Origin of the sequence: Sphingobium sp. S6 (assembly GCF_905120495.1) — a bacterium.
In the GTDB taxonomy this organism is placed as follows: Bacteria; Pseudomonadota; Alphaproteobacteria; order Sphingomonadales; family Sphingomonadaceae; genus Sphingobium; species Sphingobium agri.
Genome location: NZ_CAJHOG010000009.1, coordinates 49,003 through 73,209, shown reverse-complemented (window position 1 = coordinate 73,209; position 24,207 = coordinate 49,003). Strand labels below are relative to the sequence as shown.

The window sequence follows — 24,207 nt, the reverse complement described above, 5'->3', positions numbered from 1 at the left end:
AGGGTGCATGATGATCGAGAGACGCGAATTGCTGATGGCGGGCGCCGGCCTTGCCGCCGCCGGAACGCTGGCTGCGCCGGCGGCGGGGCAGCAGCATCGAATGGAAGGGATGGCGATGTCGATGACGGACTGCATCGACGATTGCCTGGCTTCACACCGCATGTGCCTCGAAACCGCCGCCTGGCTGACGAAGCAAAGCAGCGCGCTGGCGAGCGCGTCGTTGATCGCCATGCTGAACGACTGTGCGGAACTGTGCCAGGCGACAGCCAACTCGATGCTGCGGGAATCGGCTCTGCACCGCATCCTGTGCCGCGCCTGCGCCGATGCTTGCGAGCGCTGCGCCGAGGAATGCGGGCGTCATAGCGAGGACCAGCGGATCGCGCGTTGCTCGGCCACCTGCAAGAAATGCGCGGCGAGCTGCCGAATGATGGCGGACATGACCGGCTGACCACCCGCTTCGCATATTACGTATACTGCCGGGTCAGGACCGATACCATCTCAAGGGCAAGCTCCCGGAGGAGCGAGAAACGACCGGATCTGAAGCCGGTCGAACGGAAACCAGACTTGAAGGAATCGATAGTGCGCAAGAAAACGGTAGTTATCACTTCGCTCGCAGCCCTCGGCCTCCTTGCCCTCGGTGCCGGGCCTGTTCTCGCCGATGGCATGCCGTCGGACATGCCGGATCTCGAGGAGACGCTCAAGGCCAAGCCTGCGCCGGCTCAGTCCGGCACGGCCCATATGGAGGGCATGCGGCACGGCAAGGACCAGATGCACGGTGAGATGATGCGAGGCCACCGGATGGCCATGCGGGAATCGGGGAGCCAGGAGGGGGCTTCTGACATGTCGCATCGGTCGGGCGGGGGGTGCTGAACCAAAAGCCCATCAGAGGTCGGTTGATCAAAGCCTCACCATACAAGGCGTTGGTATCGTTTGACCGGGCCGCAACGTTGGTCCGCCGTTTCCCCGGCGGGCCAATTGCGTTTCAGAATAAAGGTCTGCACGAGCTTTAATGCGATGCAGTCATGAATCCGCTGGACCCTTGGACCATGGTTTCGCCCGCAAGATCGCGGGCCTGCCAGTCCTGATCCAGTGCGGATTCGTAACTTACGTATTCAGACCAAAGGGCCAAGCCCGCATGAGGGGTCGGTATGGTCGCGGTCGCAAACGGCGATCGGGCAAGGACTCATCATGCGGAGAACCACAATGCGAAAGACGAAACTTCTAGTCGGCGCGATCGGCTGCCTGGCGACCCTGAACTTCGCTGGCGCGGGTCTGGCGCAATCGGCACCCGCCGCGCCCCAGCACGCCCCTGCGCAGCCGAAGCCATCCACCGCCCATGCCCATCAGCAGGGGATGGATCATGGAGGGCAGCAGATGCACGACCAAATGATGCAGGATCACCAAGCCGGCATGCAGAAGCCGCAAGGCCAGCAGGGCGCTGCGGGCATGGCCGGAATGTCTGGTGGCTCGTCGCAGGGGAGCGGTTCGAGCAAGGCTGGCAAGCCCAAGAGCGGTTGCTGCAAGATGCCGATGAAAAAGGCAAAGCCGGCCGCCAAGAAGAAACCGGCCACGCCTATGGCCGACAAGCCGATGAGCGACATGTGAGGTTTCCAGCCCCGAGAACAGACCCCTGGGGCTGAGGGCCCGCCGCTGCCCCCGCGGCGGGCCTGTTCTTCAAGAGGTGTTCCAAGTTTCTAGGATTTCATAACGAGAAGCAGGCGTCCACCGCGAGAGAGAGGAGCCCGCGATGCGTAAAGCTCCAGGAGTTGGCACCGAGCTGCGGGTCCGCGCTTACGATTAAGAGGTCCGACCAAGCATGGCCGGATCAACTTCAGTGACCTCTGCGCCGCGATTGAATGGCGAGAGCCATTGCCTGCTTAGGCGACGAGATAATCTATGAGCTGATGAGAAAATCATCGGCTTCTTTTGCGTGTCCAGCCTGGCGCTTCGTAAAAACTCTGCCTGATTTTTGTCTGCGGAACTTACTTATAGGCCGTCTCATCAGAAGGCCTACTTCATCAGGCATCGGTAAAGATGGAGACAGGCGATGTTCGAGAAGGCGATCGGGACCATCAATGCTGCGGCGTCCTTCCGACACCGCTATGATAATTTCATCGGTGGTCGATGGAGCGCTCCAGCGAGCGGCGAGTATTTCGCGGACACGAGCCCGATCAATGGCGCCCAGATCGCCGAGTTTGCGCTGTCGACGCCGGAAGATGTCGAGCGCGCGCTCGATGCGGCGCACGCCGCCAAGGATCAATGGGCAAGGATCTCGCCCGCCGACCGCGCCAGGATTCTCAATCGCGTCGCCGACCGGCTCGAGGATAATATGGAGTTGCTGGCGCTTGCCGAGACGATCGACAACGGCAAGCCGATCCGCGAGACGCGCGCTGCCGACGTTCCGCTCGCGATCGACCATTTCCGCTATTTCGCCGGCTGCATCCGGGCCGAGGAAGGCGGGATCTCGACGATCGATGCCGACACCATCGCCTATCATTTTCGCGAGCCGCTTGGCGTCGTCGGCCAGATCATCCCGTGGAACTTCCCGCTGCTGATGGCGGCGTGGAAGATCGCCCCGGCGCTGGCGGCGGGCAACTGCACCGTCATCAAGCCCGCATCCCAGACGCCGCTCACCTTGCTGATGTTCGCCGAGCTCACCGCCGACATCCTGCCGCCCGGCGTGCTCAATGTCGTCACCGGCCCGGGACGGACCGTCGGCCAGGCGATCGCCGCCAATCCGCGCATCGCCAAGGTCTCGTTCACCGGCGAGACCGTCACCGGCAAGCAGATCATGCATGCGGCCGCCGACCATCTGATCCCCCAGACGATGGAGCTTGGCGGCAAGTCGCCCAACATCTTCATGGCGGACGTGCTCGACGAGGACGATGCCTTCTTCGACAAGGCGCTCGAAGGCTTCACGCTGTTCGCGTTCAACAAGGGCGAGGTCTGCACCTGCCCGTCGCGCGCGCTGATCCATGAGTCGATCTTCGATCGCTTCATCGAGCGCGCCGTGGCGCGCGTCGCCGCGATCCGCCAGGGCGATCCGCTCGACCCCTCGGTCCAGGTCGGCGCGCAGGCGTCGGAGGACCAGCTCCACAAGATCCTGGGCTATATCGATATCGGCAAGGCCGAGGGCGCGCAGTGTCTGGTCGGTGGCGCCAAGGCGCTGCCGGGCGGTGCGCTCGACCAGGGCTATTTCGTACAGCCGACCGTGTTCGTGGGTCAGAACCACATGCGCATCTTCCAGGAGGAGATCTTCGGTCCCGTCCTGGCGGTCACCACCTTCAAGACGGTCGAGGAGGCGATCGCACTTGCCAACGACACCGCCTACGGTCTTGGCGCGGGCGTCTGGACCCGGAGCGGCAACACCGCCTACCGTCTGGGCCGCGCGATCGAGGCCGGGCGGGTCTGGACCAACTGCTATCACCAGTACCCCGCCCATGCCGCCTTCGGCGGATACAAGGCGTCGGGCTTCGGGCGTGAAAATCACCGGATGATGCTCGACCATTATCAGCAGACCAAGAACCTGCTCGTCTCCTATGACGAGCACGCGCTCGGCCTGTTCTGACCCCTCGCTCAAAAGGAGAAACGGACATGGCGAAAACCATGAAGGCGGCGGTCGTCCGCGAATTCGGCAAGCCCCTGGTCATCGAGGACGCGCCGATCCCGACGGTCGGCCCCGGGCAGATCCTGGTCAAGATTGCGGCAACCGGCGTGTGCCATACCGACCTGCACGCGGCAGAAGGGGACTGGCCGGTCAAACCCAACCCGCCCTTCATTCCTGGCCATGAAGGCGTCGGGCATGTCGCCGCCGTCGGTGCGGGCGTCACCCATGTGAAGGAAGGCGACCGGGTCGGCGTGCCCTGGCTCTACACCGCCTGCGGGCATTGCGTGCATTGCCTGGGTGGCTGGGAGACGCTTTGCCACGAACAGCAGAACACCGGCTATTCGGTCAATGGCAGCTTTGCCGAATATGTCCTCGCCGATCCCAACTATGTTGGTCACCTTCCCGACAATGTCGACTTCCTCGACATTGCGCCGATCCTCTGCGCGGGCGTCACCGTCTACAAGGGATTGAAGGCCACCGAGGCCCGACCCGGCGAGTGGGTGGTCGTCTCAGGGATCGGCGGGCTCGGCCACATGGCGGTGCAATATGCCCGTGCCATGGGTCTCAATGTGGCCGCGGTCGACATCGACGATAGCAAGCTCGACCTCGCTACACGCCTTGGCGCCACACTGACGGTCAACGCGCACAGCGAGGACCCTTCGGCAGCGCTCAAGAAGGCGATAGGCGGCGCGCACGGAGCGCTCGTCACCGCCGTTTCGCCCAAGGCGTTCCAGCAGGCGCTCGGCATGGTCCGGCGCGGCGGCACGGTCGCGCTCAATGGTCTGCCGCCGGGCGACTTCCCGCTGTCGATCTTCGACACCGTGCTGAACGGCATTACCGTGCGAGGCTCGATCGTCGGCACGCGGCTCGATCTGCTCGAGGCACTGGCGTTCGCCGGCGACGGCAAGGTCAAGGCCACGGTCCATGCAGACAAGCTGGAGAACATCAACGACGTCTTCTCCCGCATGCACCATGGCGACATCGAGGGCCGGATCGTCCTCGACCTCGCCTGAACCCGACTTCGCGAAAGTACAGTTCATGTCTCCCTTACATATCCGGCCGATCGCACGGCGCCGTTTCGTCCAGGGGCTGGCGATCGGCGGCGCGGTTGCCGGCTTCGCCCCGGCGCTTCTCGCGCGATCCGCCCCAGTCTCGCCCGCCGAGCTTAGCGGGACCGAGTTCGACCTCGAGATCGCCGAGCTGCCAGTCAACTTCACCGGCAAACGCCGTATCGCGACCGCCGTGAACGGCAGCGTGCCCGCGCCGGTCCTGCGCCTGCGCGAAGGCGACACGGTCACGCTCCGTGTGCGCAACGGCCTCAAGGAGATGTCGAGCATCCATTGGCACGGCATCATCGTGCCGGCGGAGATGGACGGCGTGCCCGGCATCAGCTTTGCCGGCATCGCGCCGGGCGAGACCTTCACCTATCGCTTCGAGGTCCGCCAGAGCGGAACCTACTGGTATCACGCTCACACGCTCGCCGAGCAGACGGGACTCTATGGAGCGATCATCGTGGAGCCGAAACAGGCGCCGGCGGCGCGGGCGCCCGATCGCGACTATTGCATCGTGCTCAGCGACTGGTCGGACGAGCCGCCGCTGCAGATCTTCCTCAATCTCAAGAAGCAGAGCAGCTACTATAATTTTGCGCAGCCGACAGCCGGCGACTTCCTCAAGGATGTCGGCGCCATGGGCCTTGGGAAGGCGCTCGAGCGGCGGCGGATGTGGAACAGCTCGCGGATGAACCCGACCGACTACAGCGATGTCTCTGCCGCGACCTACACCTATCTGATGAACGGCGCGCCGCCCGCCGGCAACTGGACCGGTATCGCCGCGCCCGGCGAACGCGTGCGCCTGCGCTTCGTCGGCGCGGGGACGGCGACGTTCTTCGACGTGCGGATCCCGGGGGTCGAGCTGACGGTCGTATCGGCCGACGGGCAGCCGGTCGAGCCGGTCACGGTCGAGGAATTCCGGATCGGCCCGGGCGAGACCTATGACGTCGAGTTCACCATGCCCGAGGGCGGCGCCCGCACCATCTTCGCGCAGGCGATCGATCGGAGCGGCTATGCCCGCGGCACGATCGCACCGGCTCCGGGCATGGCGGCAGCCGTGCCGCCGCTCGATGCCCGGACCTGGCTCGAGCCGGTCGACATGATGGGCGCGATGGCGACGATGGGCGCAATGGGAGGCGACGCGCATGCCGGGCACGGCATGACCGAGATGCCGGCCAGGGCACAGCACGCCCGCACCGAATATGGCGCCAATACCGACATGCGCGTCGACTATCCCCGCACCAATCTGGACGATCCCGGCGCCGGGCTGCGCGGGCGCGGCTGGCGCGTGCTGACGCTGGCCGATCTGCGCACGCCGGGCGGCGATCCCGACCCGCGCGAGCCCGAGCGCGACATCGAGCTGCATCTGACGGGCAATATGGAACGGTTCATCTGGTCGCTCGACGGCATCAAGCTCAACGATTCCCGGCCGCTGCATTTCAAGCCGAACGAGCGGCTGCGCGTCACCTTCGTCAACGACACGATGATGGCGCATCCGATGCATCTGCACGGCATGTGGAGCGATGTCGAAGGCCCGGACGGCGCCTTCCAGGTCCGCAAGCATACGGTCGTGGTCCAGCCCGCCCAGCGGGTGAGCTTCCGCGTCACCGCCGACGCCATGGGCCGATGGGCCTTCCACTGCCATCTGCTCTATCACATGGCGGCCGGCATGTTCCGGGAGGTGGTGGTCGCATGATCCGGATTATCCCCTCGCGCGGCATTGCTCTTGGCGTTGCCCTCTTCCTGGCGCCGGCGATCACGGCTCCCGCCCTCGCGCAGGATGCCTTGCCCCCGTCGCCCGCCGCCACCCCTGCCCAAACGGCCACTCCCGATCCAAACTCACCTTCCGCGCAAGGCTCTCAGGAGCATGCGGGCATGGACATGCCGGGCATGGATATGACCGACACGAAGGCGTCCGGTAACGGCGCCACGATGGACATGGGCTCGATGCAGGGTGGCAAGGCCCCGCCGGACGCGCGCAACTCGGACGATTATGCCGACGGCTATCGCAACTCGACGCTGCCGGGCTATGAGATGGCCGACAAGCTCTCGATCCCCAAGATACTTGTGGATGAGCTCGAGTTCACCAGCGGCAACGAGGGTCAGGGCGTGGGCTGGACCGTGCTCGTCACCAAGGGTCAGGACAATGACAAGCTCTGGCTGCGCAGCCAGGGGCTCAAGAACTCCCGCGACCAACGTCTCGATCCGGAGAGCAGCGTCGAGGCGCTGTGGTGGCACAGCAAGAACCCGTTCTGGGGCACGCTGCTCGGGGTCAGGCAGGATCTCGGCAAGGGTGCGACCACCTGGCTCGCCGCCGGCGTCGAGGGACTGGCGCCCTATTGGTTCGACGTCCAGCTCACCGGCTATGTAGGAACCGATGGGCGTCTCGCGGCGCGCGCCAAGGCCTCCTATGAGGTCCTGTTCACCAATCGGTTGATCCTTACGCCGCAGGTGGAAACCAATATCTATTCGAAGCGGTCGAGCGATCGGCAGCTCGGCAGCGGCTTCAGCAATGTCGAGCTGAGCGGACGGTTGCGCTACGAGGTGTCGCGCAAGTTCGCGCCCTATATCGGCTTCGTCTGGGAGCGCGCATTTGACGGCACGGCCGATTTCCGTCGCCTGCGCAGGGAAGGGCCTTCCGAACACAGGCTGGTGATCGGCTTGCGCGCCTGGTGGTGATCCGCGGATGGCCACTCGAGGGATCGACCGCGAACGCGCCGCGTGACAAGGCTGGATCGCAAGCCAACGGTCGCTGGCCGGCCTCCTTTTTCGTCTTGTTGCTCGCGGCGGCTGCGGCGTCGGCGGGACAGACGGCCATTCTCGCCTTCCTTCCGGCACTGGTCGACCCGGCTCGTGGCGCGCTATCGTCAAGCGCTCATGATTTTCACGTCGCGAGCCTGACTGCGGTCCATCCCCTGGCAGCCTTGCTGGCGGCGCCGCTCTGGGGCTGGATCGCGGACCGGGTCGACTATCGGGCGATGTTGCGCGCAGCGCTGGTCATCCTCGCGCTGGTGACCGCGCCGATCGGCCTCGTCGGGTTGCCTGAGCTTTATGCATTGCGTCTGGTGGCGGGGATGGCGTCGGCCGCCATCATACCGTTGGGCTTGCTCTGCGCGAGCTTTGCCGCAAGCGGGCGCGCGGACCAGGCGCGCCGCTTCACCTGGCTGACCGCCTTCGTGTTTCTGGGCGATCTCGCCGGTCCGCTGGTGGCGGAGGTCTCGGCCGCGATCCTGCCCCGCGCTCCCCTCATGATCCTCGCTCTCGGCATCGGTGCCGTCGGGGCGGCGCTTTGCGCCGTGCGTCTGCCGCGCTGGTGTGCACCTTGCATCGATGGCGGAGACCTGCCCGCGCCTACGCTCGGCGCGACGTTGATCCTGCTTTTTATCACGATCGTCGCGGGCGGCGGGCTGGCGGCGATGCATGTCAATCTCCTGGTGACGCGGAGCGCCATTTCGCTGAGCCGCGAAGAGATCGCCTGGATGCTCAGTCTCTGCGGATTGGGCATGCTGGCGGCACAGATCTTCCATGCAAAGCTGGATTGGCTGGTCACTGTGCCGAGGCGGCTTGCCGGATTGACGCTGGGCCTGCTGGCTGTGGCACTTTTCATGTTTCCTGTCGCCGCGAGTATGGCCGAGCTCAGTGGGATCATCGTTGCTGCCGGCTGGAGCTCGGCAACCCTTCGATTGGTCACCAGCTTCTGGATCAGCGGCGGCGGGGCCCCTTCAGGCGTGAAGCTCGGTTTCCAGCATTCCGCCGCCAGCATCGGGCAGGCGCTCGCGCCGCTGGCGATAGCCATCGTCGCTCCCGGGGCGCAGCCGCTCGTTCTGTGGGGGATTGGTGGTCTATCGCTAGCGCTGCTTGTGTCCCTGCCGCTAGCCTGGAGGCCGCCCGCCATCGTAAAATCATCTGCGTGATGAGGGGAGGGGCGCATTGATGCGTATAGAAAAGAAGGGGCCTCTGCCCCATGCTTATCGTTCTTCCGGGAGTCATTTCATGAAGACCCGCCTATTCGTCGCCTTGCTGTTCCTCGCCATGCCCGGCGTAGCGCTTGCGGCCAGTGATATCGTCGTCCACCGGGATCCGGGATGTGGATGTTGCGAGAAGTGGGCGCAGGCCGTGCGCGCGAAGCTGGGACGCAAGGTCGTCATGCGTGACGATGCGTCGCGCAGCGAGCTTCAGCGCAAGGCCGGCATGCCCCGGACGCTGGCATCTTGCCACAGCGCGATCGTCGATGGCTATATGATCGAGGGCCATGTCCCGATATCCGACGTCAAGCGCTTGCTGGCGACCCGTCCTGCGGGCGTCAAAGGCATTGCGGTTGCGGGGATGCCGATCGGTTCGGAGGGCATGGAAGTGGCAGGCGCTGCCCGCCAACCCTATACGGTGGTGGCCTTCGGCAGCGCCGGTCAGCGAATTTTCGCCCGCCATTGATATCGCGCGGTTTGCAGCATCCTGCAGAATTGCCCGGTGGTAGAGGACCCCGCTGTCGAGTGTAGAACCTTGTGTCAAGCGAGCTGATGGCGTCCCTACCCCTACCTACACTGAAAAAGCAACGATTTGTCTTGTAAGTTGTTCGCGGTCGTCTCCCTGATTTGCCTGAATTTGGCCCAAAATGTGGGAACGATTGTGGGACCGTTTGCCCACCGAAAGTGTGAGAACGGCCCCAACATTCCCGATCAGGGCCCCGAACCGATGGCACTCACAGCATTGAAGGTGAAAAACGCGAAGCCCGGTCGCCATGTCGATAGCCGGGGCTTTGCCTGATTGCACTTTGCGTTCGCTTGCATTACATCGTCATGCAGAAAGGAAATCGACATGGCCGCAAACGCTCTTGTGCAGACCCGGATCGACGGAGCGGTGAAGGAGGAAGCCGCGACCGTGCTGGCTGCTATGGGGCTGACCGTCTCCGATGCCGTGCGCCTGATGCTGACCCGCGTTGCCCGCGACAAGGCCTTGCCGTTTGAACCGCTGGTGCCCAATGCCGAGACGATCGAGGCCATGAAGGAAGCGCGCGAGGGAAAGGGCAAGCGGTTCGCCACGGTGGTCGACCTGATGGCCGACCTCAATGCGGACGATTGAACGCTTCGGGCGGTTCAAGCGCGACTACAAGCGGGAGAAGAAGGGGCAGCACGCCAAGACGCTGGACGCTGACCTGATCCCGATCATCGAGGCGCTGGCATCCGACGAGCCGCTTGAACCGCGCCACCGCGACCATGCGCTGACCGGCGACTGGCGCGACCATCGCGATTGCCACATAAAGCCCGACCTCGTGCTGATTTACCGCAAGCCCGATGACGACACCTTGCAGCTTGTGCGCTTGGGATCGCACGCGGAATTGGGTTGGTGACGCCCGCGCATGGCGAGCTTATACGTTTGTCGGGTATGTCAGCCAGAGGCACGATTACGGGTTAGGTGTGATCAGCGAGCATCCGATGCCAACAAGCTTTTGCAGAAGACATCAATCGCAGAGATGCATTCGGCAGGCGCTGCTTGAAACAAAAATGAGGGCCATAAATCACTTTCACCCTCAAATTCTGACAAATTTGCCGTTAGTTCACGACTGGTGAGCGAGAAATGAGCCGATCGCGTTGGGCTTGAAGAGCCGACCGCTCGCTCCACCGTCGTGACCCCTACGTTGATGACCGGCGGATGCTGGCCCGGTAGACGATGCTGCCGAGAGCGACGACGACGCCCATGATGGCAAAAGATTCCATGCTCGAATGGCTCAAAAGCCAGATCGTGAGAAGGAAACCCTATTTCCGTGATTTGCTCGATCACATGCTCAGGGTTGAGAGCGCCATCACCGGCATCCGCGACATCCTGATCTCGGTGTTCGAGGCGAGTCACCTGCTCGAACAGCAGCGCCAGGGTGCGATCACGCGTCAGCTTGCCGCCTGGGCCGCGATCCTCGCGGTGCCTACCGCGATTGCCGGAATCTACGGCATGAATTTCGAGAATATGCCCGAACTGAAGACGCAATGGGGATATTTCGTCATCCTCGGCGTCATCGCTGCGGTCTGCATTGGGCTCTACATCCGGTTCAAACGTAGCCACTGGCTTTGACGGCGCAGATCGGCTTTCCACATCGCGCCGGGCTGAGGCTGCCGGGGGCCGGCCGCCATAACTCAATGCTTTCGCAGAACCTCGGCGCGGTGCCGGTCCAACGCATCGAGCAAAGCCCTGCCGATCAAAGGCTTTGCGAGAACGTGATCGAAGCCCGCCTCGGCGGCCCGCCAGGCCAGCAGCGTGTCGTGAAAGCCTGAGATCATGATGGCGCGTCCCGACCATCCGATCTCGCGAAGGTGACGCAGCATCGCGAATCCGTCGATGTCGGGCATGCGATAGTCGAGGATGACGCAGTCTGCCTCCTTCGCGCGGGGGTCGGCCAACAGCGCGTGGCCGGTCGTATATCCCCACACGGCATAGCCGCGCGATCTCAGCAGCAGCTGGAGGCCACGCCGCACGCCGGGATCGTCGTCGGAGACGAGGATGGTGTATCTGCCATCATGCTGAGTGGAACGGACCGATGGCATTGCGAGAAGCGGACACCCGTGTGACGATTGCACCATCGATCGCATATCGCGCCTCGTCCCGTCGCTACGTAGAGGTCGCAGTCACTTCGGCTTGCGGCCCATGCCCGCGGCAAAGGCGATCCGCAGGGCTTCGGACAAATTGCGGACCTCGAGCTTGGCCATCAGGCTCGCGCGATGGACCTCGACCGTTCGCGATGAACAGCCCAGGTCATAGGCGATCGTCTTATTGGGCAGGCCGTTCGCCAGCCCTTCCAGCACTTCACGCTCCCGGGGCGTCAGTGCAGCGACCCGCACGCCGGCTTCAGAGGTTTCCAGAGTGCGAAAGTCGACATCGTCGAGACGCGCGAACGCGCGGCTGACGGCGCCGAGCAGGGCCGCTTTCTCGAAGGGCTTCTCGAGAAAGTCGACCGCGCCGCCTTTCATGGCCTGCACCGCAACCGACACGTCGCCATGGCCGGTCAGGACGATGACCGGCATGTTGACCCCGCGTGCTGCCATGGCGGCCTGAACCTCGAGACCGTCCATCTCGGGCATGCGCACGTCAAGGATGACGCAGCCGACGGCCGCCGACTTCGCCTCCTTGAGAAACTCCACGCCCGAGGCATAGGTCACGACGTCGTAGCCCGCGGTCTTGAGCGCAAAGCTCGCCGCCTTGCGGATGCTCTCCTCGTCGTCGACCAGATGGATGACGCGTCTATCCCCCATGTTCCTCCTCCGCCCGCGCATGGATCAAGGTAAAATGAAAGCGGGTGCCGCCGCGGTCGGGGCGCTCCATCCAGATACGGCCGCCATGCGCTTCGATGATGGTCCGGCAGATCGAGAGGCCGAGGCCCATGCCGTCGGCCTTTGTCGAGTTGAACGCCGTGAAGAGCTGCTCGCGGATTCCGTCCGCGATGCCGGGACCGGTATCCTCCACGGTCACCTCGATCAGCCCGTCAGGGCGCAACCTGGTCGCCACCTTGAGGTCGCGAACCGGACACTCCGCCATCGCCTCGATGGCATTGCGCATCAGGTTGACCAGCACCTGCTGGATCTGCACCCTGTCGACGAGGACCAGCGTCGCGGCGGGATCGACCGCAAAGAAGCTGCGGATGCCGCGCTCGCGTGCACCGACCAGCGCGAGCTGGCTCGCCTCGGCGATGACCTGCGGCAGCTCGTGGAGGCTCTTGTCGACCTCGCCGCGGGCGACGAAATCGCGCAGGCGCCGGACGATATGGCCGGCCCGCAGCGTTTCCTGTGCCGCATCATCCATCACCGACCGTAGCGACACGAAGGGTTCGTCGTCCCGCTCGTCGAGCATGTCGCGGATCGTCTCGAGATAGAGCGCGACCGCGGCAAGCGGCTGGTTGAGCTCATGCGCGAGCGTCGAGGCCATCGTGCCCATCGCGCTCAGCCGAGAGACATGGACCAGCTCTGCCTGCAGTTCCTTGAGCCTGAGCTCATCCTGCTCCTTGGCGGTGAGATCCCGGATAAAGCCGGTGAACAACCGCTGCCCGTCTTCACCGGCCTCGCCGACCGACAGCTGCATCGGGAAGGTTGAGCCGTCGCGGCGCTGGCCGACCACGACGCGACCGAGGCCGATGATCCGGCGCTCGCCGGTCTGCAGATAATGCGCGAGATATTCGTCGTGACGGTCGCGATCGGGCTGGGGCATAAGGCAGGAGACGTTGCGGCCGACGAGCTCGGCTTCGCTGTAGCCGAACAGGCGTTGTGCCGCTGCGCTGAACGACGTGATGGCGCCGGTCTCGTCGATGATGATCATCGCATCCGGCACCGTCGCCAGAATCGATTGCAGATGCTGCTCGCGGGTCTCGATCGATGCGCGGACCGCCGCCTCGTCGGTGACATCGCGGCTGATGCAGGCGAAGCCGCGATGTGTGTCGCCTTCGAACAGTGCGGTGATCGTCAGGCGCGCCAGATATTCCGCGCCGTTCTCGCAGACCCGCCACGCTTCGCGCTCCAGCGTGCCCTCGTGAAGGGCGGCCGCCAGGTCTGCGCCTGGACGCCCCGCCGCAATCTCGTCGGGCGGGTAGAACAGGTCGTGGGGCTGTCCCAGGACGCGATCGAGCGGCCAGCATTCGGCACGCTCGCCTTCTTCATTATAGCTCAGCACCATCCCGGAAGGATCGAGCAGCGTCAGGACGTGGCCGCCAGCCTGTCGCAGGAACAGCGGCGCAAGCCGCGCCACCTCCCTGGCAATCTCGTCGGGCCCGCGCCTCGTGTAGACCATCGGCCGGCTCACACGCCCGGCCGGGCGCACGTATCCGGGCGTAGCCGGACCGTGCCACTCAGCGCCGCGCGAGTATGGCCTTCATCTCGTCGATTTCCTGCCGCTGCGAGCGCTTGATCGATTCGCAAAGCCGGATGACTTCGGGATCGCTCAGCTTTGCTTCCTGGCACATCAGGATCGCGCCGGAGTGGTGTGGGATCATCGAGCGCAGAAAGGCCGTGTCGCCGATCGTGGTCTGCGTGCGGATGAACGCGAAGCTGCCCAAGAAGGCGACCAGCGACGCGGCGATCAGCGCGATGTTGGCGGCCTTCGACGGGAACATGTGCCGCATGGCGAGGATCATGAGCACCACCATCGGTGAGACCATCATCAGCGTCATGTAGAGCATGTTGAGGTTGTTGTAGAAGCTGTCGAGCCCGTCGATCATGACGAACATCACCAGATACATGATGACGCCGCTGATGACGGTCTGGAAGGCCAGGCTCCAATAGGCGCCCATCTTCCGTGTGCTCATGTGGGACGAATGATCCATGGCGTATCTCCTTCGTTCGGCGCAGGCCGACCTGGGTCTCAGTGTAACGCCCCGCTCTCCTGTTCGCCCCCGCCATCAGCCGTCCCGATGCTAGAACCAGAAGCGGATGCCGGCGACGAAGCTGGTGGCATGGACGTCCTCGCCGGCAAGCCTCGACAGCCGCGCCGTGTCGCCGGCTTTGCGCAGATAAGAGACGCCGATATAGGGTGCGAACTGGCGGCTGAACTCATAGCGCAGGCGCGCGCCGAGCTCTATGTTGACCAGCCCCGAACCGATGTCGTTCTCCGGAATATCCTGCGCGGCGAAATTGACCTCGGCGCGCGGCTGCAAGATCAGGCGCTGGGTAATGCGCTGGTCGTAATAGCCCTCGACCCGGCCCAGAACATCGCCCTTGGTCGAGAGGAACAGCGCGCCTTCGACTTCGAACATGCCGGGAGCCAGGCCCTCGACGCCGACCGTCGCGTAAGTGCGGTCGGGCCCGCGGCCGAAGTCCTGGCGGATACCGCCCTGAAGATTGAAATAGGGGTCGATGGCCCGGCTATAGAGCACCTGCACCTCCGCGCTGTCGATGCCGCGGCCGAACTCGCCTTCGCCCTCGCTCTTGAGCCAGAGCCGGTTGATATCGCCGCCGTAAAAGCCTTCGCCATCCCAGCGATAGCCATCGCGACCGCTATGCGCTTGATACTCGAACAGGTTGAGCAGCACCTGCCCGAAATTGTTGCCGCCGCTGTCCTTCATCATGATGTCGCGTGAGCGCGCCATCTCGGCGCCGGGAAAATCACGATCGGCGAAGTGGTCGCTGGGGGGAGGCGGCGGGGGCGCATTGCCGGCCGGAAGCGCCGTGCCGGTCATTTGCATGCCGGGCATGGCGGTCTGGCCATGCTGCGAATGGTCCATCCCGGGCATGTCCGGCATCGCGCCGTCCTGATGCTGGGAGTGGTCCATGCCCGGCATGTCCGGCATCGCGGGAGACGCGGGTTGCGGCTGACCGGCCGCATCTCCCTGCGGCGCAGGACTGGCCTGGTGCTGCGAATGGTCCATCGCCGAGGTGGCGTCTGGCGCTGGTGTCTGAGCGCGCGGCCTGGCGGCGGCCTTGTCCTTCTTCTTCTCCTGCGCCGGCGGCACCTCGCCCGGCGGCGCCATGCCGGGCATGCCGTGCATTGAATGATCCTGGGCAAAGGCGGGCGCGGCAGCGAAAAGGGCGATCGCGCTCACCAGCGGCGTGAGGATGCGGGTCATTACGCGTCTCCCTTCGGACGGACGCTCACGACCCGCATCATCCCGGCATGCATGTGGTAGAGGAGATGACAGTGGAAGGCCCAGTCGCCGACCGCGTCGGCGGTGAAGTCCCAGGTCACCTTGCCGCCGGGCTGGACGATTACCGTATGCTTGCGTGGCGCATGATCGCCATGCCCCGTCACCAGCTCGAAAAAATGCCCGTGAATATGGATCGGATGCCCCATCATCGTGTCGTTGATGAGATTGACGCGCACCCGCTCGCCTTCGATGAAGGGGATCGGCTCGTGATGGTCCGACATTTTTTCGCCGTCGAACGACCACATGAACCGCTCCATGTTGCCGGTGAGGTGAATGTCGATGCTGCGGCTCGGCGCGCGCACGTCCGGATTGCGATCGAGCGCCATCAGGTCCCTGTAGACAAGCACCTTGTGGCCGACGTCGGCGAGGCCCTGGCCGGGCTCGCCGGTGCGGTCGACGGGCATCGGCGAGATGGTCTGGACGCTCGGGTCGCGCTTCACCTGCGGCGCGTTCGAGAAGTCTCGCATCTTCATCGACCCCATCGCGTGCCCGCCATGGTCCATGCCCGCCATCTGGCCATCGGCGCCCATCGCGCCGTGGTCCATCCCGCTCATCGCGGAATGATCCATCCCCGAATGATCCATGCCTGCCATGGCGCTATTGTCCATGGTCGCCATCGCTGCCGCCGCGCCGGTCGCGAGGCGCGCGGACGCGTTCTTCTCGGCCGTCGGATCGACGCCCCGCATAGCGCCGCCCGACATGTCCATGCCTTCCATGCCCGGCATCGAGGACATGTCCATGCCCATGTCCTTCATGTCGGCGAGCGGCCGTTTGCGTAAGGGGGGAACCTCGCCGGCCATGCCGGCGCGCGGCGCGAGCGTGGCACGCGCCATGCCCGAGCGGTCGATCGCCTCGCCGACAAGGGTGTAGGCCTTGTCATCGCCTGGGCTGACAACGACGTCGTAGGTCTCGGCAACACCAACCTGGAACTCGTCGACGGTGACCGGCACCACATTCTGCCCGTCGGCCTGGACGATGGTCAGCGGCAGGCCGGGGATGCGGACGTTGAAGGTGGTCATCGCCGACGCATTGATGACCCGCAGCCGCACCCGTTCGCCCGGGGTGAAGAGCGCGGTCCAGTTGTCCATCGGACCATGGCCGTTGACGAGATAGGTGTAGGTGGATCCGGTCACATCGGAGATGTCGGCCGGGTCCATCCGCATCTGGCCCCAGTCGAGCCGGTCCTTGAGCGGCTGATCCTTGCCCGACAGGAGCCCGGCCAGGGTCTGGCGCTGGAAATTGAAATGGCCGGGGTTGACCTTGAGGCGCCGGAAGATCGCCTGCGGCGAGAGCGCGCTGTGATCGGCGAGCACGATGACATGCTCGCGGTCATAGGCGACCGGATCGGCACCGGCGGGATCGATGATGATCGGGCCGTAATGGCCTTCCTGTTCCTGCAGGCCTGAATGGCTGTGGTACCAGTAGGTGCCGCTTTGCACGACGGAGAACTGGTAGAGGTAGTTCGAGCCCGGCTTGATGCCCGGAAAAGACACGCCCGGCACACCGTCCATATTGGCCGGCAGGATCAGCCCGTGCCAGTGGATCGAGCTGTCCTCCTCCAGCTGATTGATGACGTTGAGCCGCACGCGCTGGCCCTCGCGCAGCCGGATCAGCGGGGCGGGGACCGTGCCGTTGAGGCCGATTGCCCGGAACTTGCGCCCGTCGATGGTCATCGACTGCCGGGCGATGGTGAGCGTAATGTCTTCGCCCGACACGGTCGGCAGCGTCGGTCGCATCCCCGGCGAGATCGTCTGCGCCCAGGCCGGCAGCCAGGCTGACAATGCTGCGCCGCCGCCGGCGAGGGCCGCGCCGCGGAGGAACTGGCGGCGGTCGAGAGCAGAAATCATTCGGTTGTCTCAGCTTTAAGAAAGAGGGCGTACCTATTGGGAATACGCAGCATGGCCTCATCCCCCTCAAACTTTCTTTAATATTTCCGAAAGGCGTGCCCTAGCTCGATAGAGGCGCGTTTCGACCGCCTTCTGGCTGATCCCGAGAATTTCGGCGGTTTCAGCTTCCGATTTCTCGTCGATCGTACGCAAAATAAGCGTGTCCTTGAGGGAAGACGGCAGGGCAGCAATCGCTTTCATTGCTTGCGCGAGCTGCTGTTCGGCCCCGATCGCCTGATCGGGCAGCGGTGCGTCGTCGGCGACGCCGTCCGCCTCGCCGAGCGGTAGGGCTAGGGCAAAGAAATTTCGAACCGCTCGCCGACGCCGCCAGTCATGGCATTTGTTGATGACAATCCGGGACATCCAGACCTGGAAGGGTCGGGTTACGTCATAGCGGTTGAGTGCGGCAAAGGCCGCGACGAAGCTCGCCTGGGTGACATCCAATGCCTCATCCATAGATCCGACATGGCTGCGCACGAGCCGGTGAACCCAACCTTGATGCCGGCGGACCAGCTCGCCATAGGCCGCTTGCCGGCCTCCAAGCGCCAGAGCCGCGAGCTCCCCGTCCGAGCAGTCGGGGAGGCACGCGGTCATTCGGATTTGGCCGTCAGCGCTTTCACCACGGCGTCGTCGAATTTGTCCGTCTGATCCGGGCGCAGCACGGCCCGCATCGCGAAGATATGCTCAAGTGTTTCTTTCTGCAGCGCGCCCATGGCCTGGTGCGAGCGATCCACCGCAGTTGCGACTTGCGGGCCATAGCCATGCTCCGCTTCGATCGCTTCCGCGAGACGCGCATTGTCGGCGCGCAATTCGGCCTCCAGCGCTTGACGCCGGATCGCGTAGTTCTTCTCGATTGTCTCGAGTCGGCTGTGTTGCGCTGAATTCAGCTTCAGATCGCGATGGAGCAGCTCGTGCAGCTCATTTTCGACCGGGCGCACTGGAACCACATAGACGCGGCCAATGACAACGCCAGCGATCGCCGCGGCGAAGGTCACCAGGACGAGGAGCAGGAGCCGGCGGCGGTCGCGCATCACTGCGAGCTCAGCAGCGTCGAGGGCGCAAGCGCGAGCCGAGCATCGAAGGGCGATAGCGGTTTGGCATCAGCAGACCGTGTCGAAACTGCCGAGCCGGCAATTCCGATGAACAGCGCGGTTGCGGCCGCGATGCCGAACGTCATAGCGCCAAGGCTTGGTATGGCCCGGATGCGCGCTATTTCCGCCATGACCCGGCTTTCCAGGCCGCCGAGCCTGGGATCGAGAGGCGCATCGCGCAACCGCGAGAGCAGGTGGTCAAGTTCATCCATGGTGCTTCTCCGTCTTCATCCATCAATACGCACGATGGTCCAGGAACCCTTGCTGTAGATTGAAAAGAATAATTGCGAGGGGTGGGGGCTCGGGCTGCGTATTGTCTCATGGGATCTACAGGAGAATGTTCCAATGCGTTTCTTTTCGCCTCTCGCAGTTATCGCCGCCGTCGGCCTGAGTGTTTCTGCTCCGGCCTACGCGCATCCCAAGCTTGTGTCCTCGACGCCCGCCGCGAACGCCAGCGTCTCGGCGCCGTCGCGTATAACGCTCACCTTCAGTGAAGGTCTGATGCCGAAGCTGTCGGGCGCCGAGATCGTGATGACCGGCATGCCCGGCATGCCCAACCACCGCATGGCGGTAACCGGCTTCAAGACGTCCGTCGAAGGCGACAAGACGCTCGTGCTGACGCTCGCCAAGCCGCTCATGGCGGGCAGCTATCAGGTCGCCTGGCACGTCGTCTCGACCGACACGCACCGCATCCAGGGCAATCTCGCCTTTACCGTCAAGTGACGCCATGAACGACGTGGCACTCGTCGCCGTCCGCTGGGCGCTCTACGTCGATCTCGGCCTGTTGTTCGGCCTGCCGCTGTTCGCGCTCTATGCGCCCGGCGGCGGCCGGATGGTACAGCGGCATCTGCCGATGGTAGCAATGGTGGCCGGTCTCGCCTGTCTCGCCCTCCTGCTGTCGGCGCTGGGGTTCGCGTTGCAGGCAGCGGCCATGACCGGGCTGCCGCTCACCCAGCCTGATCTTTCCATGGTCGCAGAGCTGTTCAACGGCACGTCCATGGGAACGGCGCTGAAGGCGCGCCTCGTCGCGCTCCTCGTTCTTCTGCTCTCCATCCCCTTCTATCGCCGGCAATCCCGTCCTGCCTTCATCGCCTCCACTCTGGCAGGCGCGGTCGCACTCGCGACCCTCGCCTGGAGCGGGCATGGCGCGGCCGGCGAAGGCGAGGCGGGCTGGCTGCAACTGGGGGCCGATCTCATCCATCTGCTCGCCGCGGGCGCCTGGGTCGGCGCGCTTGCCGCATTCCTTGCGCTGGTTCTTACCAGGCTCGCAACCGATGATCTCGCCACTGAAGACATGGACCGGGTCATGCTCGCCGAGGAAGCGCTGCGGGGCTTCTCCTTCGTCGGCACGATCATCGTCGCCCTGCTGATCCTGACCGGGACGGTGAACGGCTGGTTCCTGGTCGGCCCGGGCAACATCGCGTCTCTCGGGCAGTCGACCTACGGCCTGCTGCTCATCGCCAAGCTGCTGCTCTTCGCCGGCATGCTGGGCCTGGCCGCGCTCAACCGTTATCGCCTGACCCCGGCACTTGCGCAGGCGATCGAGGAAGAGGACGCGCCACGGGCGCAGGCGCTGCTGCGCGCGAGCCTCGTCGTCGAAGGCGGTCTTGCGATCGTCATTCTCGGGCTGGTCGCCTGGCTGGGGACACTGTCGCCACCCATGTCGATGTAGTTTATCGTTTCGAACGCCTCGCGTTGGGAGAAGCCAATGCAATCGTACACCCCGCCGCGCGGGACTGGATCGACGAAAGACTATGATCGCGCGATCCGCCTGTGGGCGCGGGAGAAGCGGTGGCGTGCCGCCATGCTTGCCATGCTGCGCCCGGATTGGCGCCTGGTAATCGCCGATTATGGCCGCCAGCACGGGTCTCATGCGGCTCGCCTTCCGCCTGACCGTGCAGCGGCTCGATGGCATCGACGATACCCAGCCCAATGCCGACGGCGTGCTCCCCGGCCTGATGGCGGCCAAGCGAACGGGCCCGCCGATTTGGCCACTTAGGCGATTACGTATTGACCCTGACACGGTGTCAGACCCTAGATCGTCAGGCGTCGAAAGGAGCGAGGCGATGAACGAGACACATGGAGCGGCGCATGGCGGCGGTTGCTGCGGCGGCCACGGCACCGCTAAAGCGGCGACCGGCGTCAAGGACCCGGTCTGCGGCATGACCGTCGACCCGGCGACCACGGCGCATCACGCCGAGCATAGCGGTGAAAGCTATCATTTCTGCAGCGCGGGCTGCCGGACCAAATTCATCGCCGATCCCGAGCGCTATCTCGGCCCGCCGACGCCGCCGGTCGCGGCGCCCGAAGGCACGATCTGGACCTGCCCGATGCATCCCGAGATCCGCCAGGACCATCCCGGGTCCTGTCCGATCTGCGGCATGGCGCTCGAACCCGCGACCGTGACCGCCGACAGCGGCCCCAGCCACGAGCTAGTCGATTTCACGCGGCGCTTCTGGGTCGGCCTCGTGCTGGCTCTCCCGGTGCTGATCCTCGAGATGGGCGCGCATGTCTTTCCCGCGATCCATCGCCTCGTGCCGATGTCTATCTCGGTATGGATCCAGTTCGTGCTGGCGACACCCGTCGTGCTGTGGGCGGGCTGGCCGTTCTTCGAGCGTGGCTGGGCCTCGCTCAAGACCCGCAACTTCAACATGTTCACCCTGATCGCGATGGGGACCGGGGTCGCCTGGATCTACAGCGTCATCGCGACGCTCGCGCCTCAGCTGTTCCCGCCGGCCTTCCGCGGCGAGGACGGCATGGTTGCCGTCTATTTCGAGGCGGCCGCGGTGATCACCGTCCTCGTGCTGCTCGGCCAGATGCTCGAACTGCGCGCGCGGGAACGCACCTCGGGCGCGATCAAGGCGCTGCTCAACCTTGCACCAAAGACCGCGCGCCGGATCGGTTCTGATGGGAACGAAGAGGAAATCAGCCTTGATCTGGTTGCGGTGGGCGACCGCCTGCGGGTGCGGCCGGGCGAGAAGGTGCCGGTCGACGGCGTAGTCGAGGACGGCCGCTCCTCGCTCGACGAGTCGATGGTCACCGGCGAATCCATGCCCGTCACCAAGGCAAAGGCCGACACAGTGATCGGCGGCACGCTCAACCAGACCGGTGCGCTGGTGATCGTCGCCGACAAGGTCGGCCGCGATACCATGCTCGCACGCATCGTCCAGATGGTCGCTGAGGCGCAGCGCTCGCGCGCGCCGATCCAGCGCATGGCCGATCAGGTGTCGGGCTGGTTTGTGCCCGTGGTCATCGCGGTCGCGGCCGTCGCGTTCATCGCCTGGGGCATCTGGGGTCCCGAGCCGCGCTTCGCCTATGGGCTGGTGGCGGCGGTCGCCGTGCTGATCATCGCCTGTCCCTGCGCACTGGGGCTGGCAACGCCGATGTCGATCATGGTCGGGGTCGGCCGCGGCGCCGGGCTCGGTGTCCTCATCAAAAATGCCGAAGCACTCGAGCATATGGAGAAGGTCGACACTCTCGTCGTCGACAAGACAGGCACGCTGACCGAAGGCCGGCCTGCCGTCACCCAGGTCGTGCCGGCGCCCGGCTTCGACGAAGCCGAGCTGCTGCGTCTTGCCGCCTCGGTCGAGCGGGCGTCCGAGCATCCGCTCGCGTTGGCAATCGTCGAGGCCGCGAAGGATCGCGGCATCGTCACGAGCGACGTCATCGACTTCGACTCGCCGACCGGGCGCGGCGCGCTCGGCACGGTCGAAGGGCGGCGCATCGTCCTCGGCAATGCGCAGTTCCTTGCCGACGAAGGGGTTGCGACCGATGCGCTCGCCAGCCAGGCCGACGCGCTGCGCCGGGATGGCGCCACCGCGATCTTCATCGGGGTCGACGGCACAGTCGGCGGCGCCTTCGCGATCGCCGATCCGGTGAAGGCCACGACACCAGAAGCGCTCGCCGCGCTCAAGGCGGAGGGCATTCGCGTGGTCATGCTGACCGGCGACAACCGCACGACCGCGGAAGCGGTCGCCCGACGCCTGGGCATCGACGAGGTCGAAGCCGAGGTGCTGCCCGATCAGAAGAGCGCCGTGGTCGCCAGGTTCAAGCGCGAGGGGCGGGTCGTCGCCATGGCCGGCGACGGTGTCAACGACGCCCCCGCGTTGGCCGCCGCCGACGTCGGCATCGCCATGGGTTCCGGCACCGACGTCGCGATCGAGAGCGCTGGCGTCACGCTGCTCAAGGGCGACCTGACTGGCATCGTCCGGGCGCGGCGGCTCAGCCAAGCGACCATGTCGAACATCCGCCAGAATCTCGTCTTCGCCTTCATCTACAATGTCGCGGGCGTGCCCGTAGCGGCGGGTGCGCTCTATCCGCTGTTCGGTATTCTGCTCTCGCCCATTATCGCGGCGGCGGCGATGGCGCTCTCTTCGGTGAGCGTGGTCACCAACGCGCTGCGCCTCAACCGGAAAGCACTGTGAACATCGGCGAGACGTCACGGCAGAGCGGCGTCTCTGAGCGGATGATCCGCCATTATGAAAAGATCGGCCTCATCCCGGCGCCGGCGCGTCGGGGTGCTGGCTATCGTGACTATGGCGAGCGCGACCTCCATCGCCTCCGGTTTATCGCCAATGCCCGCGATCTCGGCTTCCCGATCGAGGAGATCCGCACGTTGCTCAGCCTTTGGGCCAATACCGGCCGTGCCAGCGCGGAGGTGAAGCGGCTTGCCCTTGCCCGCGCCGATGAGTTTCAGCGCAAAGCCGAGGCGTTGACGGCGCTGCGCGACACGCTAATCGACCTGGCTGAGCGCTGCCAAGGCGACGAGCGGCCGGATTGTCCGATCATCGCCGAACTGGCCGCGGCCCGATCCGCATAGCATCCGGCATCGCACGGCCGAGAATTTTAGGGGTGCCCGTTTTCGGTCGATTCGTGCAGGTCGACGGCGAAAGCGATCCGCAACAGGTCGGGCAGGCTTTGCGCGTTGAGTTTGATCATCAGACTGGCCCGATGCAGCTCGACCGTGCGCGACGTGACGCCGAGTTCATCTGCGATAAGGCTATTTGGATAGCCTCGCGAAATTCCTCTCAGAACGGCCCGTTCGCGCTGCGTCAGTCTCGCGGCTTTCGAAAGAGCGTCGGCCTGTTCGGAGGCACGACGGGCTATACTCTCAAGCCAGCTGAAGCCGCGGTCGATCGCGCCGAGCAATGCGGCCTTCTCGACCGGTTTGGCGAGAAAGTCGGCAGCGCCCGCCTTCATCGCCTGTACGGCGAGCGTAGGATCGCCATTGCCCGTCAGCACCACGACGGGCATGTCGATACCGCGTCGCGTCAGCTCCGCCTGAACCTGCAGGCCGTCCATGTCGGGCATGTGCATGTCGAGAACCACGCAGCCTTTCTCGGCGTCCTCTGCGCTCAACAGAAACTCCGGCCCCGAAGCGTAGGCTTCTACGGCAAACCCTGCGGTCCGCAACGTGAAACTTAGTGCTTTTCGTATTGTCTCTTCGTCATCGACGATATGCACGACGCGCTTGTTCCCCATAGCCCCCGAGATCGATCAATACGCAGTGCCGCGAGGGCAGCGCTTCAAGGGATACTTCTCTGCACGTTGGACTATGGTCCCAGGTCAAGAGTAAAAATTTGGCGAGGCAAAACGGCGAAGGACAGCGAAACTGTGAGGGTTCGGCTACTCCGCTCACACCAATGCCGCGGTCGCTGCGGCTCATTGCCGGGTCTCTGCTCCGGACGATGCATGCGAGTTGCCCGCGCCGCCCTCGGCGCGATCGAGCCATCGCTACGCTTCCATCACATCGTCGACCGGCAGCGGGTTACTGGCGCCCGGCGGGCGAGGGGGGCGGGTTGGCCCTTGACGGCTGCGCGATCGGACGCCCAGGATAGCAGGGTGGCGCGCTTTACTTCGGGCTCAAGCTTCAGGTGCCCAGCAACGTCGAGGGGATCGATGAACGAGCGTGTGTGCGACACGACATATCCTCCTTCCCTGCCGCGATTTTCTCCGAAAGGGA

Annotated in this window: 26 protein-coding genes and 1 pseudogene; 16 read left to right on the top strand and 11 right to left on the bottom strand. The window is 64.7% G+C overall.

The annotated features are described in order from the left end of the window. Positions 1-7 precede the first annotated feature (7 nt). From SPHS8_RS17255 to SPHS8_RS17200, 12 genes and pseudogenes are all read left to right on the top strand, one after another. A complete protein-coding gene (locus tag SPHS8_RS17255; protein WP_007683338.1) occupies positions 8-448 on the top strand; it encodes a four-helix bundle copper-binding protein in 441 nt (146 codons plus the stop codon). A 131-nt stretch (positions 449-579) separates the two neighbouring features. After that, entirely contained in the window at positions 580-870 is a 291-nt protein-coding gene (locus SPHS8_RS17250) for a hypothetical protein (RefSeq protein WP_013039105.1), read from the top strand. Between the two features lie 333 nt (positions 871-1,203). Beyond that, positions 1,204-1,605, top strand: coding sequence for a hypothetical protein (locus tag SPHS8_RS20510; RefSeq protein ID WP_013849877.1), 402 nt, complete (start codon positions 1,204-1,206; stop codon positions 1,603-1,605). Between the two features lie 442 nt (positions 1,606-2,047). Next, complete coding sequence (locus SPHS8_RS17240; protein ID WP_007683341.1) at positions 2,048-3,568, top strand: aldehyde dehydrogenase family protein; 1,521 nt, start codon at positions 2,048-2,050, stop codon at positions 3,566-3,568. A gap of 26 nt (positions 3,569-3,594) precedes the next feature. Continuing rightward, entirely contained in the window at positions 3,595-4,620 is a 1,026-nt protein-coding gene (gene adhP, locus SPHS8_RS17235; protein WP_007683342.1) for an alcohol dehydrogenase AdhP, read from the top strand. A 25-nt stretch (positions 4,621-4,645) separates the two neighbouring features. Beyond that, entirely contained in the window at positions 4,646-6,352 is a 1,707-nt protein-coding gene (locus tag SPHS8_RS17230; RefSeq protein WP_007683343.1) for a copper resistance system multicopper oxidase, read from the top strand. After that, positions 6,349-7,335 (top strand): copper resistance protein B, encoded by a 987-nt coding sequence (locus SPHS8_RS17225; RefSeq protein ID WP_009823975.1) that lies wholly within the window; start codon positions 6,349-6,351, stop codon positions 7,333-7,335. The genes SPHS8_RS17230 and SPHS8_RS17225 overlap by 4 nt, the downstream gene beginning before the upstream one ends. Further along, positions 7,329-8,570: an MFS transporter gene (locus SPHS8_RS17220; protein ID WP_007683345.1), complete on the top strand. Its 1,242-nt coding sequence runs from the start codon at positions 7,329-7,331 to the stop codon at positions 8,568-8,570. Before SPHS8_RS17225 ends, SPHS8_RS17220 begins: the two co-directional genes overlap by 7 nt. Positions 8,571-8,649: 79 nt before the next feature. After that, complete coding sequence (locus SPHS8_RS17215) at positions 8,650-9,087, top strand: DUF411 domain-containing protein (RefSeq protein ID WP_007683347.1); 438 nt, start codon at positions 8,650-8,652, stop codon at positions 9,085-9,087. A gap of 384 nt (positions 9,088-9,471) precedes the next feature. Further along, positions 9,472-9,735 (top strand): type II toxin-antitoxin system RelB/DinJ family antitoxin, encoded by a 264-nt coding sequence (locus SPHS8_RS17210; RefSeq protein ID WP_004212689.1) that lies wholly within the window; start codon positions 9,472-9,474, stop codon positions 9,733-9,735. Continuing rightward, the gene (locus SPHS8_RS17205) at positions 9,722-10,003 is read left to right on the top strand and encodes a type II toxin-antitoxin system YafQ family toxin (protein WP_004212690.1); all 282 of its coding nucleotides are present in this window, start codon (positions 9,722-9,724) and stop codon (positions 10,001-10,003) included. The genes SPHS8_RS17210 and SPHS8_RS17205 overlap by 14 nt, the downstream gene beginning before the upstream one ends. 401 nt (positions 10,004-10,404) lie before the next feature. Continuing rightward, positions 10,405-10,719 (top strand): annotated as a pseudogene (locus tag SPHS8_RS17200) (CorA family divalent cation transporter); the annotation flags it as partial. 62 nt (positions 10,720-10,781) lie between these two features. Here SPHS8_RS17200 and SPHS8_RS17195 read toward each other — a convergent pair. The 9 genes from SPHS8_RS17195 to SPHS8_RS17155 all read right to left on the bottom strand — a co-directional run bounded on the left by SPHS8_RS17195 (position 10,782) and on the right by SPHS8_RS17155 (position 18,457). Next, positions 10,782-11,189 carry a response regulator gene (locus SPHS8_RS17195; protein ID WP_007683354.1) on the bottom strand — a complete coding sequence of 136 codons (408 nt, stop codon included), beginning with the start codon at positions 11,187-11,189 and terminating at the stop codon, positions 10,782-10,784. An 81-nt stretch (positions 11,190-11,270) separates the two neighbouring features. Beyond that, entirely contained in the window at positions 11,271-11,894 is a 624-nt protein-coding gene (locus tag SPHS8_RS17190) for a response regulator transcription factor (RefSeq protein ID WP_007683357.1), read from the bottom strand. Then, on the bottom strand, positions 11,884-13,419 hold the full coding sequence (locus tag SPHS8_RS17185) for a two-component system sensor histidine kinase NtrB (RefSeq protein ID WP_007683359.1): 1,536 nt from the start codon (positions 13,417-13,419) through the stop codon (positions 11,884-11,886). Before SPHS8_RS17185 ends, SPHS8_RS17190 begins: the two co-directional genes overlap by 11 nt. A gap of 58 nt (positions 13,420-13,477) precedes the next feature. Then, positions 13,478-13,951: a DUF305 domain-containing protein gene (locus SPHS8_RS17180; protein WP_007683361.1), complete on the bottom strand. Its 474-nt coding sequence runs from the start codon at positions 13,949-13,951 to the stop codon at positions 13,478-13,480. A 90-nt stretch (positions 13,952-14,041) separates the two neighbouring features. Beyond that, positions 14,042-15,190, bottom strand: coding sequence for a copper resistance protein B (locus SPHS8_RS17175; protein ID WP_007683363.1), 1,149 nt, complete (start codon positions 15,188-15,190; stop codon positions 14,042-14,044). Continuing rightward, positions 15,190-17,115 (bottom strand): copper resistance system multicopper oxidase, encoded by a 1,926-nt coding sequence (locus SPHS8_RS17170; RefSeq protein ID WP_007683365.1) that lies wholly within the window; start codon positions 17,113-17,115, stop codon positions 15,190-15,192. The genes SPHS8_RS17175 and SPHS8_RS17170 overlap by 1 nt, the downstream gene beginning before the upstream one ends. Before the next feature lie 66 nt (positions 17,116-17,181). Then, positions 17,182-17,748 (bottom strand): RNA polymerase sigma factor, encoded by a 567-nt coding sequence (locus tag SPHS8_RS17165; protein ID WP_007683367.1) that lies wholly within the window; start codon positions 17,746-17,748, stop codon positions 17,182-17,184. Then, positions 17,745-18,185 (bottom strand): periplasmic heavy metal sensor, encoded by a 441-nt coding sequence (locus SPHS8_RS17160; RefSeq protein WP_007683368.1) that lies wholly within the window; start codon positions 18,183-18,185, stop codon positions 17,745-17,747. The genes SPHS8_RS17165 and SPHS8_RS17160 overlap by 4 nt, the downstream gene beginning before the upstream one ends. Next, positions 18,185-18,457 (bottom strand): hypothetical protein, encoded by a 273-nt coding sequence (locus SPHS8_RS17155; RefSeq protein ID WP_007683370.1) that lies wholly within the window; start codon positions 18,455-18,457, stop codon positions 18,185-18,187. The genes SPHS8_RS17160 and SPHS8_RS17155 overlap by 1 nt, the downstream gene beginning before the upstream one ends. A 133-nt stretch (positions 18,458-18,590) precedes the next feature. On the opposite strand from SPHS8_RS17155, the gene copC reads away from it, so the two are divergent. The 4 genes from copC to cueR all read left to right on the top strand — a co-directional run bounded on the left by copC (position 18,591) and on the right by cueR (position 23,064). Beyond that, complete coding sequence (copC, locus tag SPHS8_RS17150; protein ID WP_007683372.1) at positions 18,591-18,968, top strand: copper homeostasis periplasmic binding protein CopC; 378 nt, start codon at positions 18,591-18,593, stop codon at positions 18,966-18,968. A 4-nt stretch (positions 18,969-18,972) separates the two neighbouring features. After that, on the top strand, positions 18,973-19,917 hold the full coding sequence (gene copD, locus SPHS8_RS17145; RefSeq protein WP_007683373.1) for a copper homeostasis membrane protein CopD: 945 nt from the start codon (positions 18,973-18,975) through the stop codon (positions 19,915-19,917). 394 nt (positions 19,918-20,311) lie between these two features. Further along, the gene (locus SPHS8_RS17135) at positions 20,312-22,669 is read left to right on the top strand and encodes a heavy metal translocating P-type ATPase (RefSeq protein ID WP_007683374.1); all 2,358 of its coding nucleotides are present in this window, start codon (positions 20,312-20,314) and stop codon (positions 22,667-22,669) included. Further along, complete coding sequence (gene cueR / locus SPHS8_RS17130; protein WP_004212744.1) at positions 22,666-23,064, top strand: Cu(I)-responsive transcriptional regulator; 399 nt, start codon at positions 22,666-22,668, stop codon at positions 23,062-23,064. Before SPHS8_RS17135 ends, cueR begins: the two co-directional genes overlap by 4 nt. Positions 23,065-23,090: 26 nt before the next feature. Here the strand turns inward: cueR and SPHS8_RS17125 are convergent, their stop codons facing one another. Together SPHS8_RS17125 and SPHS8_RS17120 are read right to left on the bottom strand one after the other, a co-directional pair. Continuing rightward, positions 23,091-23,726, bottom strand: coding sequence for a response regulator transcription factor (locus SPHS8_RS17125; protein WP_007683376.1), 636 nt, complete (start codon positions 23,724-23,726; stop codon positions 23,091-23,093). Positions 23,727-23,989: 263 nt separating this feature from the next. Continuing rightward, entirely contained in the window at positions 23,990-24,166 is a 177-nt protein-coding gene (locus SPHS8_RS17120; RefSeq protein ID WP_313443268.1) for a hypothetical protein, read from the bottom strand. Positions 24,167-24,207: the final 41 nt, after the last annotated feature.